This window comes from Stackebrandtia sp., assembly GCF_035643755.1.
Classification (GTDB): domain Bacteria; phylum Actinomycetota; class Actinomycetes; order Mycobacteriales; family Micromonosporaceae; genus Stackebrandtia.
Window position 1 is genome coordinate 1 of the sequence record NZ_DASQPW010000312.1, and the last position, 22,953, is coordinate 22,953.

Here is a 22,953-nt window from a genome sequence, read left to right on the forward strand (position 1 = left end):
TTGCGGGCCAGCTCGGCCTCGGCGCGGCGCTGCTCCACCAGGGCCTCCGCCGCCGCCAGCTCGGCCTGCTGCGCCATCGATCCCGAGATGGGTTTGGACGCGGGCGGGGTCTCGGACGCACGTTTGGCGGCGGCAGCCGCCGCGGCCTTTTTCTTGGCCGCTTCGGCTGCCGCCTTCTTACGTTCCTGTTCCGCCTTCTTGCGGCGCTCCGCCTCCTCGACAGTGCCTGGCCACAATGGAAGACCACCAGGTACCGATGAATTGGACATCATCACATCCTTGGGGTGTCGGGCCAGACAGCGTTGCTGTCAAGTATGCCCTAACCTCCGCTTCAGCTCACCTGGGACAGCCAGTTCTGAACGCCGTCTTCTCCACTGTGGCGGAACGGCTCCAGCTCGGCATCCCATTCGGCGCCAAGCAGTTTGTCGAGTCCGTGCCGCAACGACTCGCCGTCGACGGCCGTGGCCACCAGGGCCCGGATCCGGTCCTCGGCGATCATCAGGTCGCCGTTGGCGCTCGTGGCGGCTCGGTAGATGCCGCGGCCGGGCACGAACATGATCCGCTCGCCGTCCACGCCGGGGCTCGGGTCCTCGGTCACCTCGAAGCGCAGCATCTGCCACTGCTGCAAGGCGGCGGCCACCTGTGCCGCGGTGCCGGGCTGGCCCGTCCAGGGGCGATCGGCGCGCCACGTCGACGGGGACGCCGACTGTATCGTCCACGCCAATTCGACCTGCGAGTTCAAGACACGGTTGATCGCCCACTCGACATGCGGACAAACCGCCGGTGGGCTGGAGTGCACATATATAACGCCTCGCGTTGGCACGTTTCACCTCCTGGCACTTTCGGCGTAATGCGTCTTCCCCCAACGCATTTCGTCTGGGCCAGGTGTGTCGCACCACGTTGCGCGAATATGCGAACCATGATGACGCCTGAGACCCCCGTGACGCCAGAGTTTTGGGGTAGAAATTTGCTGAATTCCTCCCAACGGTGTCACGAACCGCCCATTCGTCGCCGAAAAGGCCGTCGGGTATTGTGGTGAACAGCCGGTGTGCAACACCGGCCGTTATTGTGTGCCGCCAAGGTGTGCCAACACCGCCGCCGACGGGGCCTAAATCGTGAGAACTCGTAAGTACATGGCGAGGAGTGTCCAATATGGCTAGCAACACCTCAAAGACCGCGCGCGCGTCCGTTCGCGCGGGCCAGGCGGGCCAGGGCGGCGGCCTGAGCGTGCTGGGTGAGTACAAGTACCTCATCCCGCTCAACAAGGGCAAGCACGCGTACGTCCGCAACCTGGTGACCGGCAAGACCGTCCACTGTGCCACCGACTCGGAGAAGTTCGCCGAGGAGATCAAGGCGCTGACCGAGGCCGGCCACGCCGAGAAGGTCCGCGTCGAGCTCGACGCCTTCGCCGACAGCTTCCCCGACCAGGGCTGGGCCGACACCACCAAGCGTCTCGTCGACGCCGGTGCCTTCGGCGACTCCGAGTAATTCAGGAGCCCAACAGATTCCCGTCGGGGATCACGATACGCAGTTCACGCGCGGCGAGCTCGGCCTCGACCGCGCGTTCTGCCGTTTCGGCCTCGGCGTAGGCGGCGACGGTGCTGGCGGCGATCGGCTGCCACGCGAAGCGGCGCCGCACCATCTCGTCGCCCGCCGACCGCAGCCGTGCCGCCAGATCGGCGTCGTCGAGCACGCGCGAGATCGCGTCGGCCAGTTCGGTCGCGTCGGCGGGGGTGTGGGTGAGACCGGTGTCGCCGTGGCGGACGAACTCGGCCAGGCCGCCGCTGCGGCCCGCCACCACGGGGGTGCCCGCCGCCATGGCCTCCAGCGCCACCATCCCGAACGGCTCGTAGCGGCTGGGGATCGCGAAGCAGTCCGCCGCCGCCAGCAGCCGCGGCAGCGCCTCGCCCGCGACGAATCCGACGAAGTCCACGGTGTCGCCCAGCCCGAGCCGCTCGGCCTGCCGCCGCAGCTCCCCGTCGTGCGGGCCCTCGCCCGCCACGACCACCCGCAGCCCCGCGTGCCGCCGCTTCAGGATCGCCGCGGCGTCCAGCAGGTCCTGGACGCCCTTCTCGTGCACCAGCCGACCCGCGCTGACCACCAGCGGGCCGCCCGGGGCGTGCGCCGAGCGGGCCGCCGCCCCATCGGCGGCCCCCACGGCGAAGGCCTCGACGTCGACTCCATTGGGGATGACCACGGTCTTGTTGTCGGGCAGGTCGAACAGCTGGTTGACCTCCCAGCGCATGTGGTCCGAGCAGGTCAGCACCCGACGCGCCTCGTAGGTGAGCCACCACTCCACCGAGTGGATCGCCCGGGACGTGTCGTCGGGCAGCCAGCCGCGGTGCCGTCCGGCCTCCGTGGAGTGAATCGTGGCGACCAGCGGCAGGTCCAGGTGGTGCTTGAGGGTGACCGCGGCGTGCGTCACCAGCCAGTCGTGGGCGTGGATCACGTCGAAGTCCTGGGTGCGGCAGGCCGCCAGCGCCACGCGGGTCAGCGAGTGGTTGAACGCCATCGCCCACTGCATCAGCGTTTCCCCGCTGAAGGGGAACAGCGGCGGGTCCTGCGGGGCCCGCACCACCCGCACGCCGTCGACGGTCTCGTCCCATGCCGCGGGCGTGCCGTCGGCGTGGTCGCCGTGTCGGGTGGCGACGGTGACGTCGTGCCCGTCGGCGGCCAGCCGGGTGGCCAGCGCGTGCACGTGGCGGCCCAGCCCGCCGACCAGGACGGGCGGAAACTCCCACGACAGCATGAGGATCCGAAGCTTGGACTGCGACTGCATCACCCTGGTGGCCCTTCGTCGGCGCGGTTGCACGGTGCAGCGATTGTCCGGGTGCCGCGATCCGCGGGTGGCGGCAGGTCGGGCGATTGTGGGATCAGGCGGCGGCCTGCTGGGCGTCGTAGGCGGCGCGGGCGGCGATGATGTCGGGCCGGTGGCGCCGCGCCCAGTCGACCAGGCCGGTGAGGTGCCCGTACAGCTCCCGGGCGCCCTCGGTGGCGGCGTATTCCACTTTGGGCGGAACGGTGGGGTACACCGTCCTGGTGAGCAGACCGTCGCGTTCCAGGCCGCGCAGGGTCAGGGTGAGCATCCGGCGGCTGATGCCCGGGATCGCCCGCTCCAGCTCGGTGTAGCGCACCGGGGACTGGATCGCGGCGATCAGGATGGACACCGCCCACTTGCCCGCCACCCGGTCGATCACCTGGACGATCGGGCAGGCCTCCGCCTGGACCTGGCTGTCCAACGGGAACTCGCACGACGACACGGTCGTCTCCTCTCCTCGATGGTGACCCGGCACTCAGTGCCCGGAATCACACCGGCTTCGTCCCGGCCGTGGCCTGGACAGGCACAACACCGTTCCCCCTGGGACACGAAAGTGCCCTCTGTCGGAACGTCCTTAGGGAACACAACATGGGCCCTGTAACAAATCGTTCCCCAAGATACCCGTACAGGAGATCCCATGTCCTCGGCTCCATTGTCGAATCCGCGGCTGCGCTGGCTGGCCGTGGCGGTGCTGTGCGCCGCGCAGGTGATGATCGTCCTCGACCAGAACATCGTCACCGTGGCGCTGCCGGCGATCCGCGGCGCCCTGCGCTTCGACGAATCCAATCTGGTGTGGACGGTCAACGCCTACGTCATCCCGTTCGGCGGGCTGCTGTTGTTCGCCGGGCGCCTCGGCGACCTGCTGAGCCGCAAGCGGGTGTTCCTGGCGGGCCTGACCTGGTTCGTGCTCGCCTCGGTGTGGTGCGGAATGTCGGGCGGCCAGACCTCGCTGCTGATCGCGCGCTTCGCCCAGGGCATCGGCGGCGCGGTGACCTCGGCCGGTCTGTTGGGCATGGTCGTGACGATCTTCCCCGAGGCCAGGCCCCGCGCCAAGGCGATCGGGGCGTTCGGTTTCGCCGCGGCGGGCGGCGGGGCAGCGGGCTCCGTCATCGGCGGCGTCCTCACCCAGGAACTCAGTTGGAACTGGGTCTTTTGGATCAACGTCCCGATCGGCCTGGTCGTCGGCCTGCTGGCCGCCCGGCTGCTGCCCGCCGAGCGCGGCGTGGGCATCCGGGCCGGGGCCGACGCGATCGGCGCGGTGCTGGTCACCGGCGGCCTGATGGTCGGCGTCTACGCGCTGGTCGGCGGCCAGCAGCGCGGCTGGGCCTCGCCGCAGACCCTGGGCCTCGGCGCGGCGTCGCTGCTCGCCCTGGCCGGTTTCGCCTGGCGGCAGCTGTCGGCCGCGCGGCCGCTGCTTCCCGTCCGCGTGCTGCGTTCGCGCAATGTGCTGGGCGCCAACCTGATCCAGGCGCTCATGGTGGCGGCGCTGTTCGGCTTCCTGTTCTACTCGGTGCTGTACCTGCAACGCGTCGCGCATTTCGGGCCGATCGAGTCCGGTCTGGCGGTGCTGCCGGTGCCGACCGTGATCGCCGTGATCTCGATGGCGGCGGTGCCCCGGCTGCTGCACCGCTTCGGGCCGCGGCCCCTGATCGTCGCGGGCCTGCCGCCGCTGGGCTTCGGGCTGTGGATGCTGTCGCGGATCGGTGCCGACGGCGACTACCTCACCGACGTCCTTCCCTGGTTCGTGCTGATGCCGATCGGCTTCGCCATCACCATGCCGTCGCTGATGTCGCTGGCGATGTCCGAGGTGGATGAGGGCGACTCCGGCGTCACCTCCGGGCTGTTCAACACCACCCAGCAGGTCGGCGGCGCCGTCGGGCTGGCCGTGCTGTCCACCGCCGTCACCGCCCGCACCCACGCGCTACTGGACTCCGGTGCCGGGCGGGCCGAGGCGCTCACCGGCGGGTACACCGTGGGATTCGGGCTCGGCGTCGCGTTCATCGCGGCGGGCTGGGTTCTCGCCGTGGCGCTGCTGCGCTCGGGCGGCGGTCAGCCCTCGTCCTTGTCCTCGCGCAGTCGGCGCGCCAGGTCCTTGAGGAACTCCGGGTCGTCGTCGGGGGCCAGCGGGGCGGAGGGGGCGCGGCGCGGCGCGGCCGTGTCCTCCCGGCCGGGCCGTCCACTGAGGAACCAAGTCAGCGGGCCGAGGATCGGCAGCAACAGGATGATGAGGGCCCAGGCGCGCCGCGAGAAGTAGCGGGGGTCGTTCTCCCCGCCCAGGCAGTCGGCGATCGCGGCGATGATCAGGGCCAGGTTGACGAAGAACAGCAGCACCAGATAGCGACCCATGACTCCAGTATGACCGCACGGCCCGAAACCCGGTAGGGCCGTCCGGGTGGCGCGGGCCCGTGCGGATTCGCTTGGCGTGCCTGGTGAACAGCGTCATACGTCACGGTTACCCCCGCGTGGTTACTCGCGGGTAACTTCGTGGGGTAGTATTCGCCGCTGACGCACCCGGTGACGGCGCGGAGGCGGACACCGGTAAAGATAAGGCCGATTGAACACGTGTTAAGCGCCCAGGAGGTTGTTGCAGACGATGAAGATCGTTGTCCTCGTCAAGCAGGTGCCGGACTCCAGTTTGGACCGGACCCTGCGATCCGACGATTTCACCGTCGACCGCGAGTCGGCGTCCAATGTCATCAATGAGATCGACGAAAACGCCATCGAGGCGGCGCTGGCGCTGGTCGAGGAGCACGGCGGCGACGTCACCCTGCTGACCGTCGGGCCCGACCACGCCACCGAGTCCATCCGCAAGGCGCTGTCCATGGGACCCGACGCCGCGATCCACGTCGTCGACGACGCCATCGCCGGTTCCTGCGCCGTCACCACCTCCAAGGTGCTGGCCGCGGCGCTGGCCAACCGCGAATACGACCTGGTGCTGTGCGGCGCCGAATCCACCGACGGCGGCGTGCAGGTGATGGCCCAGATGCTGGGCGCCCGGCTCGGCGTCGCCGCGCTGTCCGGTGCGCGCAAGATCACCGTGGACGGCGCGAACGTCACCGTGGAGCGCCAGACCGACGACGGCTTCCAGACGCTGGCGGCGGCCACCCCGGCGATCGTGTCGGTGTGGGACTCCGCCAACACCCCGCGCTACCCGTCGCTGAAGGGCATCATGGCCGCCAAGCGCAAGCCGGTGGAGACCCTGTCGCTGTCCGACCTGGGCCTGTCCGCCGACGAGGTGGGCGCGTCCGCGGCCACCAGCGCGGTGGTCTCGGCCGAGCCGCGCCCGCCGCGCGCCGCCGGTCAGCGGGTCACCGACGAGGGGGAGGGCGGCGTCGCGCTGGCCCAGTTCCTGGCGTCCGAGAAGTTCGTGTAGCGAAGGAGAATCACCGCATGACCGAAGTATTCGTCGTCGCTGCCGGCGCGAACAAGCTCACCTACGAGATGCTCACCCTCGCCCGCTCGCTCGGCGAGCCGTCCGCGGTGGTGCTGGGGGCCCCCGGAACCGCCGCATCCATCAAGGACAGTCTGGCCGAGTACGGCGCCGCCAAGGTGTACGCCGCCGAGCACGCCGACCTGGACGCCTACCTGGTGGCGCCCAAGGCCGAGGCGCTGGCCGCGCTGATCTCCGAGAAGTCCCCGGCCGCGGTGCTGCTGCCCAGCAGCCAGGAGGGCAAGGAGATCGCCGGACGGGTCGCCGTGGCGCTGGACAACGGCCTGCTCACCGACGTGTCCGCCCTGGAGGCCGACGGCACCGCCACCCAGGCGGTCTTCGCCGGGGCCACCGTCGTGAAGTCCAAGGTCACCAAGGGAATCCCGCTGGTGACGGTGAAGGCCAACTCGCTGACCCCTCAGGCGGCCCCGGCCGCCGCCGAGCTGGTCGAGGTGCCCGTCGCGGTCTCCGACGCGGCGAAGCTGGTGTCCATCACCGACCAGGTGGTGGAGCCCAAGGGCGACCGCCCCGACCTGGCCGAGGCCAACATCGTGGTCTCCGGCGGACGCGGCGTCGGCTCGGCCGAGCAGTTCAGCGTCATCGAGGAGTTCGCCGACCTGCTGGGCGCGGCCGTGGGCGCGTCCCGCGCCGCCACCGACTCCGGCTTCTACCCGCACAAGTTCCAGGTCGGACAGACCGGGACCACGGTGTCTCCGCAGCTGTACCTGGCCGCGGGCATCTCCGGCGCGATCCAGCACCGCGCGGGGATGCAGACGTCCAAGACGATCGTGGCGGTCAATAAGGACGACGGCGCGCCCATCTTCGACATCGCCGACTTCGGCGTGGTGGGCGACCTGTTCAAGGTGCTGCCGCAGGCGGGCGACGAGATCAGGAAGTCCCGCCAGTAGAAGATCACCACGCACGATCCTTCGTGGGGTGGGGCGCCGGCCTTCGGGTAGGTTGGCGACCCACCCCATTACTGTGGGGGTTCCCCAAAAAGATTTGGAGGATTACCCAGATGTCCGTTCCATCCCTGCCCGCCCCGCGCGGGGTCCTCGCCGACCTGATCCCCACCATCGGAGCCAAGGCGTGGGCCCGCGACGCCGTCCTCGTCGCCGGCGGCGCCGCCCTGACCGGGCTGTCGGCCCAGGTCGCCATCGAGATCCCCGCCATCTCCCCGGTGCCGTTCGTGCTGACCACCCTGACCGTGCTGCTGCTGGGCGCCTGCTACGGACCCGCGCGGGCCGCCGCGTCCATGGCCGTCTACCTGCTCGCGGGCCTGGCCGGCGTGCCGTGGTTCTCCGAGGGGTACTCCGGGGCCGTGCCCACCCTGGGTTACGTGATCGGATTCCTCATCGCCGCGCCCGTCGTCGGGGCGCTGGCCCGCCGCGGCGGCGACCGCACCGTGGCGCGCACCGCCGGCCTCATGGTGGTGGGCAACGTGATCATCTACGCCGCCGGCGTGCCGTACCTGATGGCCGCCACCGGAATGGGCCTGTCGGACGGGCTGGCCAAGGGCCTCGTCCCGTTCGCCGCCGGAGACCTCATCAAGCTGGTGATCGCCGCCGCGCTGCTGCCCGCGGCCTGGAAGCTGGTCAACCGCTTCACCAACGCCTGACGCCCTGGTGGTGGCGGACGTCGGCGTCCGTCACCACTCCCAACCGATGCCCAGCGCGCCCGGCTCCACCCGGGACTGCGAGATCTGCGCGGTCATCCAGTTGTTGATCACCACGCTGCCCGTCTCGTGCAGGTCGGTGCCCAAACGGGACTGCGCGAACCGGAAGACCCGGCGCGGCAACTGCTCCGGGTCGAACCGCACCTGGAGCGTGTAGTGCTCCACGGGGTAACGGAAACCGTGCCCGTAGCACTGGGCGCGATCCCCGGTGCCGTCGACGATCTCGAACTCCATCAGGTGGGTGTCGTTTTGGTCGAGGGTGACGCCGAAGAGGATCTCGGCCAGCAGCATCGGCTCCTGGGGGTGGCGGGCGATGCGCCCGACCACGCAGTCGCGGTGGGCCAGCACCCGCACCGACTCGATGTCGCAGCCCGGGTCGCCCCGGAACATGGCGATGTGCCGGTCGACGTTGTTGCGGCGGGCCCGCACCAGCATGGTGACGGTGTGCCCGGCGTCGCGCCCATCTTTGTCTATTGTGGCCGTCACCTGTTCGGTGACGACGTCCAGGTTATGCTCCCGGGCCGCCGGTAGCCGGTCGCACAGCTCCTTCATGGCGACGCCGCCGCCGATGACGGCCTCGGGGCGCCGCTGCTTCACCCGCAGGCTGCGCGGCCCGCGGGCCCGGCGCGGCCCCAACAGCGACCGCAGACTGCCGTTGGGCAGGTTGAGGATCTCCTCCAACGCGGCGACCGCCTCGATGGACTTGGGGTGCTCGGGCTGGGTGCGCCCGTGCTGCCAATAACTCAAACTCGTCGTGGAGACGTTGAGGTCCCGCGCCAACAACCGGTGCCGGAGACGATCCAGACCCAGACCGCGCGCGTGAATCGCGGCGCGCAACGCGGTGTGGAAGGGACCTTGAGCCAATGCCGCCGCGACATCCGGGTCGGTGTTCTCAGTGTGGGAGTCCACTGATTCTTTTGGCATGCTTGACATATTGGCCTGTTTGACGGCTGTAGGCAAGTTGTGGAACCGGTGCGCTTAGGCTTAGTGGCGTCATGACGTACTTGGACCACGCCGCCACCACACCGATGTTTCCGGAGGCCCGGCGGGCATACGTCGAGGCGGCCTCCCGCCTTGGCAACCCCTCCTCGCTGCACGCCTCGGGACGCGCCGCCCGCCGCCGCGTGGAGGAGGCCCGCGAACGGATCGCCGAGTGCCTCGGGGCGGCCGCCAGCGAGGTCGTTTTCACCGGCAGCGGCACCGAGGCCGACAATCTCGCGCTCAAGGGGCTCTACTGGGGACAAAGGGACGCCGACGCGAAACGGCGCCGCGTCCTGGTGGCCGAGTCCGAGCACCACGCGGTGCTGGACGTCGTGCACTGGCTTCAATCCCACGAGGGCGCCGAGGTGACCTGGATGCCCGTCGACGAACACGGCCGCGTCGACCCCGCCGCGGCCTCCGCCGCCCTGGACGCCGCGGGCGACGAATACGCCGTGGCCAGCCTGATGTGGGCCAACAACGAGGTCGGCACCGTCCAGCCCGTGGACGCCTTCGCGGCGGCCTGCGCCGCCGCGGGCGTCCCCAGCCACAGCGACGCCGTCCAGGCCGTCGGCGAGCTCCCCGTCGACTTCGGCGACACCGCCCTGACCGCGCTGTCCCTCACCGGGCACAAGCTCGGCGGCCCGATCGGCGTGGGTGCCCTGCTGCTGCGCCGCGACGCCGTCTGCGTCCCGCTGCTGCACGGCGGGGGACAGGAACGCGAGGTGCGGTCGGGAACCATCGACGTCCCCGCCGTGGTCGCCTTCGCCGAGGCGGTGTCCATCGCCACCGACACCCGCGAGGCCGGCGCCAAGCGCGTGTCGGCGCTGCGCGACGACCTGATCGCCCGGGTCCGCCGGGCGGTGCCCGACGCCGTCCTCAACGGCGACCCGTCCGACCGGCTCCCCGGCAACGCCCACTTCTCGTTCCCCGGCTGCGAGGGCGACGCCCTGCTGATGCTGCTGGACGCCGCGTCGGTGGAATGCGCCACCGGCTCGGCCTGCTCGGCCGGGGTGGCGCAGCCGTCCCACGTCCTGTTGGCCATGGGCCGCGACGAGCGGCTCGCCCGCTCCTCCCTGCGGTTCAGCCTCGGACACACCTCCACGGCCGCCGACGTCGACGCCCTCATCGAGGCACTGCCCGCCGCGGTGGAACGCGCGCGAAGCGCCGGGGTGGCTTAGCTACGCTGTAGCGGTGACCTTGCGTGTATTGGCCGCCATGTCCGGCGGCGTCGACTCCGCCGTGGCCGCGGCGCGCGCCGCCGAGGCCGGGTACGACGTGACGGGCGTGCACCTGGCCCTGTCGTCCAACCCCCAGACCTTCCGTTCGGGCGCCCGGGGGTGCTGCACCCTGGAGGACTCGCGCGACGCGCGACGGGCCGCCGACGTGATCGGGATTCCGTTCTACGTGTGGGACATGGCCGAGCGGTTCAAACAGGACGTCGTGGACGACTTCGTGGCCGAGTACGCGGCCGGGCGGACGCCCAACCCGTGCCTGCGGTGCAACGAGAAGATCAAGTTCTCGGCCGTGCTGGACCGGGCCGTGGCGCTGGGCTTCGACGCCGTGGTGACGGGTCACCACGCGCGCCTGGACGCCGGGGCGCTGCGGCGCTCGGTGGACGCGGCCAAGGACCAGTCGTACGTGTTGGCCGTGCTGAACCGGGACCAGTTGGCGCGGGCCATATTTCCGCTCGGTGACTCCACCAAGGAGCAGGTGCGGGCGGAGGCGGCGCGGCGCGGCCTGGCGGTGGCCGACAAGCCCGACAGCCACGACATCTGCTTCATCGCCGACGGCGACACCAAGGGCTTCCTCAACCGCCGGCTCGGCGAGAAGCCCGGCGACATCGTCGACGCGGCCACCGGCGAGGTGCTCGGCGGCCACTCCGGCGCCCACCAGTACACCGTCGGGCAGCGCCACGGACTCCACCTGGGGCGCCCCGCCCCCGACGGCAGGCCCCGCTACGTCCTGTCCATCACCCCGGTCGACAACACCGTGACCGTCGGCCCCCGCGAGGCGCTCAACGTGGACGTCGTGCACGCCGACCGTCCCGTGTGGCTGGACGGCGAGGAGCGCAGCGGCCCCCTGGAGTGCCAGGTGCAGCTGCGCGCCCACGGCGAGGTGTACCCCGCGACCCTGACCAGCGACGGCGACACCATGACCGCGCGCCTCGGCTCGCCCGCCAAGGGAGTGGCCGCGGGCCAGGCGCTGGTGGCGTACCTGCCCGGCCCCGACGGCGACCTGGTGTTGGCCAGCGCCACCATCTCCCGCGCCGACGCGCTGGCCGCCGCCGATGCCTGAGCTCACCGGCGGGGTGGCCACCGGCATCGGCTCGCTGCCGGGCACCGACATCGCCGAGGCGATCGCGTTGGTGTTCGGCGAGCTGCCCGAGCTGCCGCACCTTCCCGAGCTGCCCGCGCGCGGCCCCGGCGCCGACCTGATCGGGCGCGGAGCCAGCCTGCTGGTCGACCTGCCCGTCCAGCTGTACGCGGGCCGCTGGCAGACCACCGCCCGCCCGGGCATGGACCTGCGGCGCGCCCGCGACTTTCTCGAACGCGACCTCGACGCCCTCACCGACGCCCGCGCCGACCACGACGGCCGCGTGAAGCTCGCCGCCTGCGGGCCCTGGACCCTGGCGGCCTCGCTGCACCGCAACACCAGAGGCGCCCTGGTGGCCGACGCCGGCGCGGTGCGGGAGATCGCCGCCTCGCTGGCCGAGGGGCTGTCCGCCCACGTCGCCGAGGTTGCCTCCCGCCTGCCGCACGCTTCCGTTGTGCTGCAAGTGGACGAGCCCTCGCTGCCCGCCGCGCTGGAGGGCACCATCCCCACCGACAGCGGCCTGTCGCGCTACCGTCCCGTCGAGACCGACGCCGCCCGCGCCGTGCTGTCGGAGGTGATCGCGGCCGTCGACGTCCCCGTCGTCGTCCACTGCTGCGCCCCCGACGCGCCGATCGGGCTGCTGCGCGACGCCGGTGCCGCGGCGGTCGCGCTCGACCTGTCGCTCATCGACCTCGACGTCCCCGCCGCCATCGACCCGCTCGGCGAGGCCCTGGAGGCGGGATTCGGCCTGGTCGCCGGCGCCGTGCCCGCGCTGCCCGGCGCGGAGTTCCCGTCCGGCAAGGCCGCCGCCGAGACCCTCGCCGAGCTGTGGAACCGCCTGGGCCTGGCCCGCCACCGCCTCGCCGAACAGGTGATCGTCTCCCCGGCCTGCGGGCTCGCCGGCGCCACCCCGTCCTACGTCCGCGAGGCCCTGACCGCCTGCCGCGAGGCGGCGGACCGGTTGCACGGCTGACACTCCGCTCGCCGGGCCCAAGATCGTCACACGGACCCACTAGATTTCAGGGCATGAGTTCTCGCGTCATGCCTGCTGAGCCGGTTCCCGACGACTTCGACGCCGCCCGCGAGCGGCACGCGTCGCTGGCCGCCGAGATCGATCGGCACCGGCAGCTGTACCACCGCGACGACGCCCCGCAGATCTCCGACGCCGAGTACGACGCCCTGATGCGGGAGCTGGTGGCCATCGAGGACGCCTTCCCTCAGCTGCGGACCCAGGACTCACCGTCGCAGCAGGTCGGCGGCGAGGTCTCGGAGCTGTTCGCGGAGGTGCGGCACGCCGAGCGACTGTACAGTCTGGACAACGCGTTCTCCCGGGACGAGCTGCAGGCATGGGCCGATCGCATCACCGCCGAGGTACCGGGCGAGTCGTACCTGTGCGAGCTGAAGATCGACGGGCTGGCCGTCAACCTCACCTACGAAAACGGGGAGCTGGTGCGCGGCGCCACCCGCGGCGACGGCACCACCGGCGAGGACATCACCCCCAACGTGCGCACCATCGCCTCCATACCCGACACGCTGAAGGGCACCAAGAAGTACCCGGTCCCGGAGTTCATCGAGGTCCGCGGCGAGGTCTATATGACCACCGAGTCCTTCGAACGGCTCAACGCCGACCGGATGGCCGAGAACGAGCGCATCACCGCCGCCAACGACGAGCGCGCCAAGGACGGCAAGCGGCTCCAGAAGCTGCTTGCGATGTACGCCAACCCGCGCAACGCCGCGGCCGGCTCGCTGCGGCAGAAGGACGCCGCCGAGACCGCCAAGCGGGCGCTGTCCATGACCGTCTACGGCTTCGGCGCCCGGCGCGGCTTCGAACCCGGCCACCAGTCCGAGGGCTACGCGGCGCTGAAGGCGTGGGGCCTGCCCACCAGCGCGTACTGGAAGGTGGTCGACTCGGTGGACGCGGTCGCCGACTACATCGACCACTACGGCGAGCACCGGCACGACATCGAGCACGAGATCGACGGCGTGGTGGTGAAGATCGACGACATCGGCGTGCAGCGACGGCTGGGCTCCACCACGCGGGCGCCGCGCTGGGCGATCGCCTACAAGTACCCGCCGGAGGAGGTCACCACCCAGCTGCGCGACATCAAGGTCAGCGTGGGGCGCACCGGGCGCGCCACCCCGTACGCGGTGCTGGAGCCGGTGCGGGTGGCCGGTTCCGAGGTCGAGTTCGCCACCCTGCACAACCAGGACGTGGTGAAGGCCAAGGGCGTGTTGATCGGCGACCGGGTGGTCGTGCGCAAGGCGGGGGACGTGATCCCCGAGATCGTCGGGCCGGTGGAGGGGGCCCGCACCGGCGACGAGCGGGAGTTCGTGATGCCCGACGCCTGCCCCGAATGCGGCACCGCGCTGCGCCAGATGGCCGAGGGCGACATCGACCTGCGTTGTCCCAACGCCCGCGGCTGCCCCGCCCAGCTGCGCGAGCGGCTGTCCTATCTCACCGGACGGTCCTGCCTGGACGTCGACGGCTTGGGCTACGTCGCCTGCGCCGCGCTGGTGCGGCCGCTGGAGCCCGCTCGGGCGCCGCTCACCGACGAGGGAGACCTGTTCGACCTCACCTTGGACCAGCTGCTGCCCATCAAGTCGCTCGTGCTCGACCCCGACAGCGGGTTGCCCAAGAAGGATCCCAAGACGGGGCGGGACAAGGAGGTCACCTACTTCGCCACCAAGGCGGGAACGCCGAAGAAGTCGGCCACCGAGCTCCTGGAGGGACTGGAGAAGGCCAAGCGGCAGGAGCTGTGGCGCATCATCAACGGCCTGTCGATTCGCCACGTCGGCCCGGTGGCGGCGCGGGCCCTGGCCACCGAGTTCGGCTCCATCGACCGGATCCGGGAGGCGAGCCAGGAGGAGCTGGCGGCGGTGGACGGGGTGGGCCCGACCATCGCCGACGCGGTGATCCAGTGGTTCGCCGAGGACTGGCACCTGGAGATCCTTGAGAAGTGGCGGGCCGCCGGGGTGAGGTTCGAGGAGGAACGCCCCGAGGCGGGCGAGCGGCACCTGGCCGGTCTCACGATGGTGATCACCGGCAGCCTGGAGGGCTGGACCCGCGACGGCGCGGCGGAGGCGGTGCGGGTGCGCGGCGGCAAGGTGTCGGGCTCGGTGTCGAAGAAGACGTCGTTCGTCGTGGTGGGGGAGTCGCCGGGTTCCAAGTACGACAAGGCGGTGAAGCTCGGCGTGCCGATCCTCGACGGCGAGGGGTTCGGCGTCCTGCTGGAAAGCGGGCCCGACGCGGTGACCCCGGTGACCCCCGACGAGGACACAAAGGAATAACCTGCGTATCACTGTGGATACTCGGTATCGGCTGCGTGACGGCTGGGCCACGGTACGAGTTTCATCCAAATGGGTATCGAAGAATGCCAATTTTATTGGGTTTGGGCTCGCGAACACCGCGAAAGCGACAAAACGCATGTTAATACTTGTTGTCTCGGGGTCAATCCCCTGTGGGCAATCGGTTGCCGTCGGCGGCGCGTCATTTGATCCAGACGCACCGCGTTCAAACAGGCGTCACCACAAGGATCGATGGTCGTTGCTCTAAACGGGGGTTTCAGGGTAGGACTGAATGTGCCACTCTCAATGAGGAGCGGCCGAAGGTGGCGGTCACCGGTTATACCGGTGATGACGTCGGGAGGGTTTGGATGACGACAACCTCACTGCGCAACACCGCACCCGCGCGGCGCCGTGGGATGTTCCAGGTGTACGTCGCCGTCGTCATCGCCACCGGCGTCGCCGCCGTGTCCCTGACGCTGGTGCTGACCCCGTCGATGTGGCACGGAGTCAACGAACTCCCCATGTCGGTGTGGTTCCTGGCCGCCCTGGCCCTGGCCGTCGAGGCCCGCCCCCTGTTGCCCCCCGGCGCCCGCTTCTCCCAGACCGCCATGATTTCGCTGAGCTGCATCATGGCGCTGCTGCTGATGTGGGGCTTCCTGCCCGCGCTGATCGTCCAGACCGTGGTGGCGATCCTGATCTTCGGCTGGCTGCGGGCCACGGCCTGGCGGATCGCCTTCAACGCCGCGCAGTTCGCGCTGGCGCTGACCGCCGCGCACCTCGTGCTGGTCGCCTTCGACGTCTCGTCGTCCACTCTGTCCGAACCCGGCAACGGCCTGCTGCCGCTCCTGCTGGCCGGCGGCGCCTGGTTCCTCACCAGCCACCTCCTGGTGTGCACCGTGCTGGCGCTGCGGATGGCCGTGCCCTGGTGGCAGACCTTCGTGCGTTCCTTCGGCTACGAGGCGCTGGTGCACGGCGCCCTGCTGGCGCTGGCGCCGATCCTCGCCGTGGCCGCCTCGGCCAACGCCTGGCTCGGGCTACTGGCCGCCGTGCCGATCTACGCGGTGTACCGGATGGCGGGCCTGTCCACCGAGCGCGAGCGCATCGCGCTGACCGACCCGCTCACCGCGCTGCCCAACCGCAAGGGCTTCCAGCAGCTGGTAGAGGAGAACCTGGTGCGCTGCGGGGAGTCCGATTCCCGGCTCGCGGTGATGGTCTGCGACATCGACCGCTTCGCCGCGGTGAACAACTCGCTGGGCCACGACGTCGGCGACCGGCTGCTTCTGGAGCTGGCGGGCCGGTTCTCGCATTGCCTGGACCGGCCGCTGGAGGTGACCGCCCGCACCGGCGGCGACGAGTTCTCCTTCCTGCTGGCCGAGATCCCCGACGTCGAATACGCGCACCGCCGGGCCCGCTGCGTGCAGTCCGCATTGGACCGCCCCGTGGAGCTGGACGAGGTGAGCCTCGACGTCTCCGGCGCCATCGGCATCGCCTGCTACCCCGAACACGGCGCCGACTTCGATGCGCTGTTCCGGCACGCCAACGTGGCGATGGCCGAGGCCAAGAAGCGCGGCAGCGGCGTGGCGGTGTACGCCGCCGAATTCGATCACCACTCGCCGGAGCGCCTGGCGCTGTTGGGGGACCTGCGCCGGGCCTTGGAGACCCCCGGCATGCCGGGGGTCGAGCTGTACTACCAACCACAGGTTCACCTGTCCACGGGTGAGGTCGTCGGGGTGGAGGCGCTGCTGCGCTACACCGACCCGGTGCAGGGCGAGGTGGACGCGGGCGAGCTCATCGCCCTGGCCGAGCACAGCGCCGTGATGCGCATCCTCACCTATCGGGTGCTGGACGAGGCGGTGGCGCAGCTGGCCCGGTGGCGGGCCGACGGGGTGGATCTGCGGGTGGCGGTGAACGTCAGCGTGCGGGACCTGCACGCGCCCGACTTCTGCGAGTACATCGCCCACTGCCTGGCGCGGCACGACGTGCCGGCCCACTCCCTGCAACTGGAGATCACCGAAAGCGCCCTGATGGCCGACCCGCGCCGGGTCGTCACGACCTTGAAAAACCTTGAGGCACAAGGCATCAGCCTCAGCCTGGACGACTTCGGCACCGGCTTCTCGTCCATGAAGCACCTGCGCAGCCTCCAGGTGTCCGAGGTGAAGATCGACAAGTCGTTCGTGCTGGGAATGCGCGAGGAGCCCGACGCGGCGTCCATTGTGAAGTCGATCATCGAGCTGGGCCGGGCGCTGGGCCTGCGGGTCGTCGCCGAGGGCGTGGAGGACGAGGCCACCTGGAAACGGCTGGTGACGCTGGGATGCGACACCGGCCAGGGCTGGTTCCACGCCCGCCCGATGCCCGCCGCCGCCCTGGAGGGCTGGCTGGCCCGCTACCGCCCCCCGGCTCTGCTGCGCCAGGTGCGGTCCGCCTCCACCACGACGGTGGCGTGAGCGGCCGTAACCGTCCGATACCGGCTTGAACACGTCGACGGGTCGTCCTTAAACTCGACCGGTCGGAGAAATTCCTTTCAACTCACACTCAAGGACGTGGTGATGGCCGCAATCTCACGTGACGAGGTCGCGCACTTGGCGCACCTGGCACGCCTGGACGTAACGGAGGACGAGCTGGATCGCTTCGCGCGGCAGCTCGAGGTGATCCTCCAGGCGGTGCAGCGCGTCAATGAGGTCGCCGCCGACGACATCCCGCCCACCTCCCACGCCGTTCCGCTCACCAACGTCTACCGGGCCGACGAGCCGGTGCCGTCGCTGCCGCGCGCCGACGCGCTGGCGGGCGCGCCCGACGTGGAACAGGACCGTTTCCGGGTGCCGCGCATCCTGGGGGAGGAAGAGTAGATGAGCGACCTGACCAAGCGAACCGCCGCCGAGCTGGCCGCGTCCATGGAGGCCGGCGAGGTGACCTCCGAACAGGTCACACGGGCCTTTGTGGACCGCATCGCCGCGGTGGACGACAAGATCCACGCGTTCCTGCACGTCGACGCCGAAGGAGCCCTGGCCACCGCGCGCCGGGTGGACGCCGATCGCGCCGCGGGCAAGGACCTGGCGCCGCTGGCGGGCGTGCCGATCGCGATCAAGGACATCGTGGTCACCAAGGGACTGCCGACCACCGCGGGGTCCAAGATGCTGGAGAGCTGGATTCCGCCGTACGACGCGACCATTGTGGAGCGCATCAGGGCGGCGGGCATGCCGATCCTCGGCAAGACCAACTGCGACGAGTTCGCCATGGGTTCGTCCACGGAGTACTCGGCGTACGGCAACACCTTCAACCCGTGGGACCTGGAGCGCATCCCCGGCGGCTCGGGCGGCGGGTCCTCGGCGGCCGTGGCGGCGCGGATGGCGCCGTTGGCGATCGGCACCGACACGGGCGGCTCGATCCGCCAGCCCGGCGCGGTGACCGGAACCGTTGGGGCCAAACCGACGTACGGGGCCAACAGCCGCTACGGGCTGATCGCGTTCTCGTCCTCACTGGACACGCCGGGCCCCGTGACCCGCACGATGCTCGACGCCGCGATGCTGCACGAGGTGATCTGCGGCCACGATCCCCGCGACTCCACGTCGATCCCGCAGCCGGTGCCGCCGGTGGTCGAGGCGGCCCGCCAGGGCCTCAGCGGCGACCTGAGCGGGATGCGGCTGGGCATCATCAAGGAGTTCGCCGAGGAGAAGGGCGCCGAGCCGGGCGTCGTCGCGGCGTTCGAGGCAGGGGTGGAGGCGCTGGCCAAGCTGGGCGCCACCATCGAGGAGGTGTCGTGCCCGCACTTCACGTACGCGCTGCCCGCGTACTACCTGATCAGCCCGAGCGAATGCTCGTCCAACCTGGCGCGCTACGACAGCGTCCGTTATGGACTGCGCGTCGGCGACGACGGGCAGCACTCGCTGGAGGAGGTCATGTCGGCCACCCGCGAGGCGGGCTTCGGCCCCGAGGTCAAGCGCCGCATCATCCTGGGCACCTACGCGCTGAGCGCGGGGTACGTGGACCAGTTCTACGGCCAGGCCCAGAAGGTGCGCACCCTGATCACCCGCGACTTCGAGGCGGCGTACTCCAAGGTGGACGCGCTGGTCTCGCCCACCACGCCGTTCGTGGCCTTCAAGTTCGGTTCCCGCACCGCCGACCCGTACCAGATGTACCTGGCGGACCTGTTCACGATCCCGTCGAATCTGTCGGGCGGACCCGCGATCTCGGTGCCGTCGGGACTGTCCGACGGGCTCCCCGCGGGCTTCCAGGTGATGGCCCCGACCATGCGCGACGACGTCGCCTATCGGGTGTGCGCCGCGCTGGAGTCCACACAGGAACCGCGCTTGTCCGACATGATTCCCGACGTGGTGTGAAGGAGAGATGACGATGAGCACTGCCACGCTTCCGTCCTATGAAGACGCCACGACCCGCTACGAGGTCGTGATCGGCCTGGAGACCCACGTCGAGCTGGGCACCCGCACGAAGATGTTCTGCGGCTGCTCCACGGTGTTCGGCGCCGAGCCCAACACGCAGGTGTGCCCCGTGTGCCTGGGCCTGCCCGGATCGCTGCCCGTGGCCAACGGCGCCGCCATCGAGGCGACGATCCGCATCGGCCTGGCTCTCAACTGCGGCATCGCGAAGTGGTGCCGCTTCGCGCGCAAGAACTACTTCTACCCCGACATGCCCAAGAACTTCCAGACCTCGCAGTACGACGAGCCGCTGTGCGAGGACGGGTACGTCGACGTCGACGTCGACGGCGAGACCGTCCGCATCCCGATCGAGCGGGTCCACCTGGAGGAGGACACGGGCAAGTCGCTGCACGTGGGCGGCACGGGACGCATCCAGGGCTCCTCGGAGTCCCTGGTGGACTACAACCGCGCGGGCATCCCGCTGGTGGAGATCGTCACCAGGCCGATCGTCGGCGCGGGCGCCATGGCCCCAGAGGTGGCGCGCGCGTACGTCACCGAGCTGCGGGAGATCGTCCGCTCGCTGGGGGTGTCCGACGTGCGCATGGAACAGGGCTCGCTGCGCTGCGACGTCAACACCTCGCTGAACCTGCCCGGCGCCGAATGGGGCACCCGCACCGAGACCAAGAACGTCAACTCGCTGCGCAGCGTCGAACGGGCGGCCCGCTCCGAGATCCCGCGCCAGGCGTCCCTGCTGGACGCGGGCGAACGCATCGTCCAGGAGACCCGCCACTTCCACGAGGACACGGGCGACACCACCCCGGGGCGCAGCAAGGAGACCGCCACCGACTACCGCTACTTCCCCGAGCCCGACCTGGCCCCGATGGCCCCCGACCCGCAATGGGTCGCCGACCTCAAGGCCGCCCTCCCCGAGCTGCCCCGCCAGCGCCGCAAGCGCCTCCAGGCACAATGGGGACTGTCCGATCACGACATGGCGTCGGTCCTCAACGCGGACGCCGTCGACCTGATCGAGGCCACGATCGCCGCGGGCGCCTCCTCGGAGTCCGCCCGCAAGTGGTGGATGGGCGAGCTCTCCCGCCACGCCAACGACCAGGACCTGGACCTCGCCCAGGTCCCCATCACCCCCGCCCAGGTGGCCCAGCTCCAGGGCCTGATCGACGCGGGCACCCTCAACGACAAGCTCGCGCGGCAGGTCATCGAGGGCGTCCTGGCGGGCGAGGGCGACCCCGAAAAGGTCGCCAACGCCCGCGGCCTCGCGGTCGTGTCCGACACGGGCGCGCTCACCAAGGCCGTCGACGACGCGATCGCCGCCAACCCCGACGTCGCCGACAAGGTGCGAGGCGGCAAGGTAGCGGCGGCGGGCGCCCTGGTGGGCGCCGTCATGAAGGCCACCAAGGGCCAGGCCGACGCCAAGACCGTTCGCGAACTCATCGTCCAAAAACTCAGCTAGTTCGACACTCCGTGGTGGCGCCGAGGTCCTTTCCTCGGCGCCACCACGCCGTCCTGCCCCGAGGGACGGCGGACATCCGTCGCGCCCACCAACAACGGCGCACAGGGAGGTCGCGAGTGGTCGGCGACCTCCCGCGAAGTCCCGTTGTGGAGCATGGCTACCCGAGGCGCGCGGTCGCGGCCGACCGTCGCCATCACCCACGGCCACCGAGGGGGACGTTGAGGACGGGGCCCCTCCCGCGAGGTCTTGTGGTGGGATGCGGGGGCCCCGAAGCTCGCGGTCACGGCGTACAGCGTCGCTATCACTATTCGCCGTCGAGGGGGAGGTCGTGAGCGTCGTTGATTCCCTGCGAGGTCTTGTTGTGGTGCGCGGGGGACCCGAAGTGCGTGGTCGGGGCTCGCTGTCGCACCACTGACAGACTGCGACGGGGTCGTGAGCGTCGGGTCCCCCGCGTAGCTCTGTTGTGGAGTATCGGTTCCCCGAAGCGGTCTGGTTGGGCTGACTGTCGTAACCACCGTCGGCCGTCGAGGGAGGGATCCTGGGCGCCGCGTCTGATGTGGGTGTGGTCGCGGTGTGCTGTGGCAATCACTGACGTGCATGGAGGTGGAGTTCCTGGACGAAGACGAGACTCCGTGATGCTCTGCCGTGGAGTGCTGCGCACCCGAGGCACGCGGTCGAGGCCGACCGCCGTAACCACCGTCGGCCGTGGACGGGGGAGGAGGTCGTGAATGTCGGTAACCCCCGCGAAGTCCTGTTGTGGGGCGTGGGGCCCGAGGCTCGAGGTCATGGCGCGCAGCGTCGCTATCACTAATCGCCGTCGAGAGGGAGGATGAGGGCGTAGGGCTCCCTCTCGCGAGGTCTTGTGGTGGGACGCGGGGGCCCGAGGCTCGCGGTCACGGCGTACAGCGTCGCTGGCACTGTTCGCCGTCGAGGTGGAGGTCGAGGGCGTGGACCCCCTTCCGCAATGGTCCGTTGTGGAGCGTGGGGGACTCGAGGTTCGTGGTCTCCGCTCACCGTCGTGCCCACAAGTGGCCGTCGAGGGGGAGGTCTACGGCGCCGCTTGTCAGTTGTCGTCGGGTTCGTCGCTTTGGACGGAGTCGGGGTCGGTGACGTCGTCGGGGTTGGGGACCAGGTCGGAGTTGTCGTTGGGCATGCCGTCCTTCAGGACGTGGCGCTGGAGGGTCACCTCGGTCTCGCCCGTGCCGCCCACGGCGATGTCGTCGAAGGCCTGGAGCTTCTTGGAGTGGTTGTCGAAGTAGAGCACCGACAGGGACAGGGGCTGGGACTCGTCGGCGTCGGGGCCCTGGACTCCCGCGCCGCCCGTGGAGCCCTGGACCATCTCGAGGGTGTTGGAGTCCATTTTGGTGACGAAGCGTTGGTGCTTGTGGCCCGCGAGGACCAGGGGGGTGCTTTTGGCCAGGGGGCCCGCGCTGAGGGGGTCGTGGACCATGGCGACGTCGGCGCCGTGGTGTTTGGCGATGGTGTCGCGCAGGCGGGTCCCCGAGTCGAGGACGACCTGTTCCTCGCGGGCGTCGGAGGGGGCCGCGGACTTGTCGGAGGTGTGGCGGGGGTCGCCGATGCCCGCGATGGACAGACCCGCGACCTTTTTGACCTGGTTGTCGAGGACGATGGCGTTGGGCTGCTTGGCGACCTCGCGGGCGACGGCCTTGTTGTCGTGGTTGCCGCGGACGAAGACGTAGGGCACCTTGAGCTTGGCGATGCCCTTGGCGTAGTCGGCGGCGTCGCCCTGGTGGCCCCAGTCGGTGAGGTCGCCCGTGTCGACCACGGCGGTGATGTGGAACTGCTTGACGGCCGAGCCGATGACGTCCCACGAGGCGGGGTTGAGGTGGAGGTCGGAGACGTGCAGGACCCTGATGGTGTCGGGGTCGGGCTCGTAGGAGGGCAGGTTCTTGCCGAGGGCGTAGAACCGCGACATGTTGACGATGATGGCCTGGAGTTGGCTGCGGTACTTCTCGTACTTGTCGGCCACCGCCTGGGCGTTGCCCAGGATGGTGGGGGCGTTGGCCAGGATGCCCTCGTAGCGGGGTTCGGCGACCGAGTCGGGCTTGATGGTGCCCGCCGCCAGACCCATGGTCGCGATCGCCACGACCGCCGACAGGGCGCCGCAGATCGCCGTGCGGCGGGTGCTGCGGAAGATCAGCGCGCCCGCGGCCAGGCCGACCAGGGTGGCGCCCGCCAGGGCCGACAGCGCGACGTCGGTGACGCCGTTGAGCATGTCCTTGGGGACGGACTGGCTGGCGTGCCTGATGCCCTTCGGGTCGGCGATCAGGTGCTGGACGCGGTGGGGGTCGAGGGAGTCCAGGCGCAGCGACAGCCGTAGCGGCGCGGTGTGGCTGTCGAAGATCAGGGAACCCAGCGGGGGCAGCTCTAGCTCGGATTCGCCCCTTGTGGAGGGTTCTACCGCGATTGTCGTCCGAAAGGGACCGACGTCCTTGTCGACGGCGCCCGTCAGATACATGCCGACGCCCGCGCACACCAGCGCCAGCAGCCCGAAGACCGTGCCCTTGGCCGCGCGACGCAGGCTCGGATGCCTTCGCACCCAACGCAACCCGACGCGCACCCTCCTGCGTGCCCGGTGGACAAAAGCGA

At 70.3% G+C, this 22,953-nt stretch carries 18 protein-coding genes and 2 pseudogenes; 13 read left to right on the top strand and 7 right to left on the bottom strand.

From position 1 onward, the window contains the following. Positions 1-236: pseudogene (locus VE172_RS24490) on the bottom strand (hypothetical protein); the annotation flags it as partial. Positions 237-331: 95 nt separating this feature from the next. Next, positions 332-823: a DUF3145 domain-containing protein gene (locus VE172_RS24495; RefSeq protein WP_324804637.1), complete on the bottom strand. Its 492-nt coding sequence runs from the start codon at positions 821-823 to the stop codon at positions 332-334. A 329-nt stretch (positions 824-1,152) separates the two neighbouring features. Here VE172_RS24495 and VE172_RS24500 point away from each other — a divergent pair, with 329 nt between their 5' ends. Next, a complete protein-coding gene (locus VE172_RS24500; RefSeq protein WP_324804638.1) occupies positions 1,153-1,488 on the top strand; it encodes a hypothetical protein in 336 nt (111 codons plus the stop codon). A gap of 1 nt (position 1,489) precedes the next feature. Here VE172_RS24500 and VE172_RS24505 read toward each other — a convergent pair whose 3' ends face one another. Together VE172_RS24505 and VE172_RS24510 are read right to left on the bottom strand one after the other, a co-directional pair. Beyond that, positions 1,490-2,779 carry a glycosyltransferase family 4 protein gene (locus VE172_RS24505; RefSeq protein WP_324804661.1) on the bottom strand — a complete coding sequence of 430 codons (1,290 nt, stop codon included), beginning with the start codon at positions 2,777-2,779 and terminating at the stop codon, positions 1,490-1,492. A gap of 94 nt (positions 2,780-2,873) precedes the next feature. Then, positions 2,874-3,260: a winged helix-turn-helix transcriptional regulator gene (locus tag VE172_RS24510; protein ID WP_324804639.1), complete on the bottom strand. Its 387-nt coding sequence runs from the start codon at positions 3,258-3,260 to the stop codon at positions 2,874-2,876. A gap of 195 nt (positions 3,261-3,455) precedes the next feature. Here VE172_RS24510 and VE172_RS24515 point away from each other — a divergent pair, with 195 nt between their 5' ends. Further along, positions 3,456-5,072: an MFS transporter gene (locus VE172_RS24515; RefSeq protein WP_324804640.1), complete on the top strand. Its 1,617-nt coding sequence runs from the start codon at positions 3,456-3,458 to the stop codon at positions 5,070-5,072. Here VE172_RS24515 and VE172_RS25805 read toward each other — a convergent pair. Then, positions 5,048-5,164: pseudogene (locus tag VE172_RS25805) on the bottom strand (hypothetical protein); the annotation flags it as partial. The gene VE172_RS24515 and the pseudogene VE172_RS25805 overlap by 25 nt on opposite strands. Positions 5,165-5,411: 247 nt before the next feature. On the opposite strand from VE172_RS25805, the gene VE172_RS24520 reads away from it, so the two are divergent. From VE172_RS24520 to VE172_RS24530, 3 genes are all read left to right on the top strand, one after another. Beyond that, entirely contained in the window at positions 5,412-6,191 is a 780-nt protein-coding gene (locus VE172_RS24520) for an electron transfer flavoprotein subunit beta/FixA family protein (protein WP_324804641.1), read from the top strand. A gap of 17 nt (positions 6,192-6,208) precedes the next feature. Beyond that, complete coding sequence (locus VE172_RS24525) at positions 6,209-7,156, top strand: electron transfer flavoprotein subunit alpha/FixB family protein (protein ID WP_324804642.1); 948 nt, start codon at positions 6,209-6,211, stop codon at positions 7,154-7,156. Positions 7,157-7,266: 110 nt separating this feature from the next. Beyond that, positions 7,267-7,866, top strand: coding sequence for a biotin transporter BioY (locus VE172_RS24530; protein WP_324804643.1), 600 nt, complete (start codon positions 7,267-7,269; stop codon positions 7,864-7,866). A gap of 30 nt (positions 7,867-7,896) precedes the next feature. Here VE172_RS24530 and VE172_RS24535 read toward each other — a convergent pair whose 3' ends face one another. After that, entirely contained in the window at positions 7,897-8,847 is a 951-nt protein-coding gene (locus VE172_RS24535) for a helix-turn-helix transcriptional regulator (RefSeq protein ID WP_324804644.1), read from the bottom strand. Between the two features lie 71 nt (positions 8,848-8,918). Here VE172_RS24535 and VE172_RS24540 point away from each other — a divergent pair, with 71 nt between their 5' ends. The 8 genes from VE172_RS24540 (at position 8,919) to gatB (ending at position 20,343) form a co-directional block, all read left to right on the top strand. Beyond that, positions 8,919-10,082: a cysteine desulfurase family protein gene (locus tag VE172_RS24540; protein ID WP_324804645.1), complete on the top strand. Its 1,164-nt coding sequence runs from the start codon at positions 8,919-8,921 to the stop codon at positions 10,080-10,082. 19 nt (positions 10,083-10,101) lie between these two features. Next, complete coding sequence (gene mnmA, locus VE172_RS24545; protein ID WP_349258534.1) at positions 10,102-11,199, top strand: tRNA 2-thiouridine(34) synthase MnmA; 1,098 nt, start codon at positions 10,102-10,104, stop codon at positions 11,197-11,199. Beyond that, a complete protein-coding gene (locus VE172_RS24550) occupies positions 11,192-12,190 on the top strand; it encodes a methionine synthase (RefSeq protein ID WP_324804647.1) in 999 nt (332 codons plus the stop codon). The genes mnmA and VE172_RS24550 overlap by 8 nt, the downstream gene beginning before the upstream one ends. Before the next feature lie 53 nt (positions 12,191-12,243). Beyond that, on the top strand, positions 12,244-14,505 hold the full coding sequence (gene ligA, locus VE172_RS24555) for an NAD-dependent DNA ligase LigA (protein WP_324804648.1): 2,262 nt from the start codon (positions 12,244-12,246) through the stop codon (positions 14,503-14,505). 365 nt (positions 14,506-14,870) lie between these two features. Then, positions 14,871-16,946 carry a putative bifunctional diguanylate cyclase/phosphodiesterase gene (locus VE172_RS24560; RefSeq protein ID WP_324804649.1) on the top strand — a complete coding sequence of 692 codons (2,076 nt, stop codon included), beginning with the start codon at positions 14,871-14,873 and terminating at the stop codon, positions 16,944-16,946. Positions 16,947-17,048: 102 nt separating this feature from the next. Next, complete coding sequence (gene gatC / locus VE172_RS24565) at positions 17,049-17,348, top strand: Asp-tRNA(Asn)/Glu-tRNA(Gln) amidotransferase subunit GatC (protein WP_324804650.1); 300 nt, start codon at positions 17,049-17,051, stop codon at positions 17,346-17,348. Next, a complete protein-coding gene (gene gatA / locus VE172_RS24570; protein WP_324804651.1) occupies positions 17,349-18,839 on the top strand; it encodes an Asp-tRNA(Asn)/Glu-tRNA(Gln) amidotransferase subunit GatA in 1,491 nt (496 codons plus the stop codon). Between the two features lie 13 nt (positions 18,840-18,852). Continuing rightward, positions 18,853-20,343 carry an Asp-tRNA(Asn)/Glu-tRNA(Gln) amidotransferase subunit GatB gene (gatB, locus tag VE172_RS24575; protein ID WP_324804652.1) on the top strand — a complete coding sequence of 497 codons (1,491 nt, stop codon included), beginning with the start codon at positions 18,853-18,855 and terminating at the stop codon, positions 20,341-20,343. Between the two features lie 1,063 nt (positions 20,344-21,406). Here gatB and VE172_RS24580 read toward each other — a convergent pair. After that, positions 21,407-22,903, bottom strand: coding sequence for a metallophosphoesterase family protein (locus VE172_RS24580; RefSeq protein WP_324804653.1), 1,497 nt, complete (start codon positions 22,901-22,903; stop codon positions 21,407-21,409). Positions 22,904-22,953 lie beyond the last annotated feature (50 nt).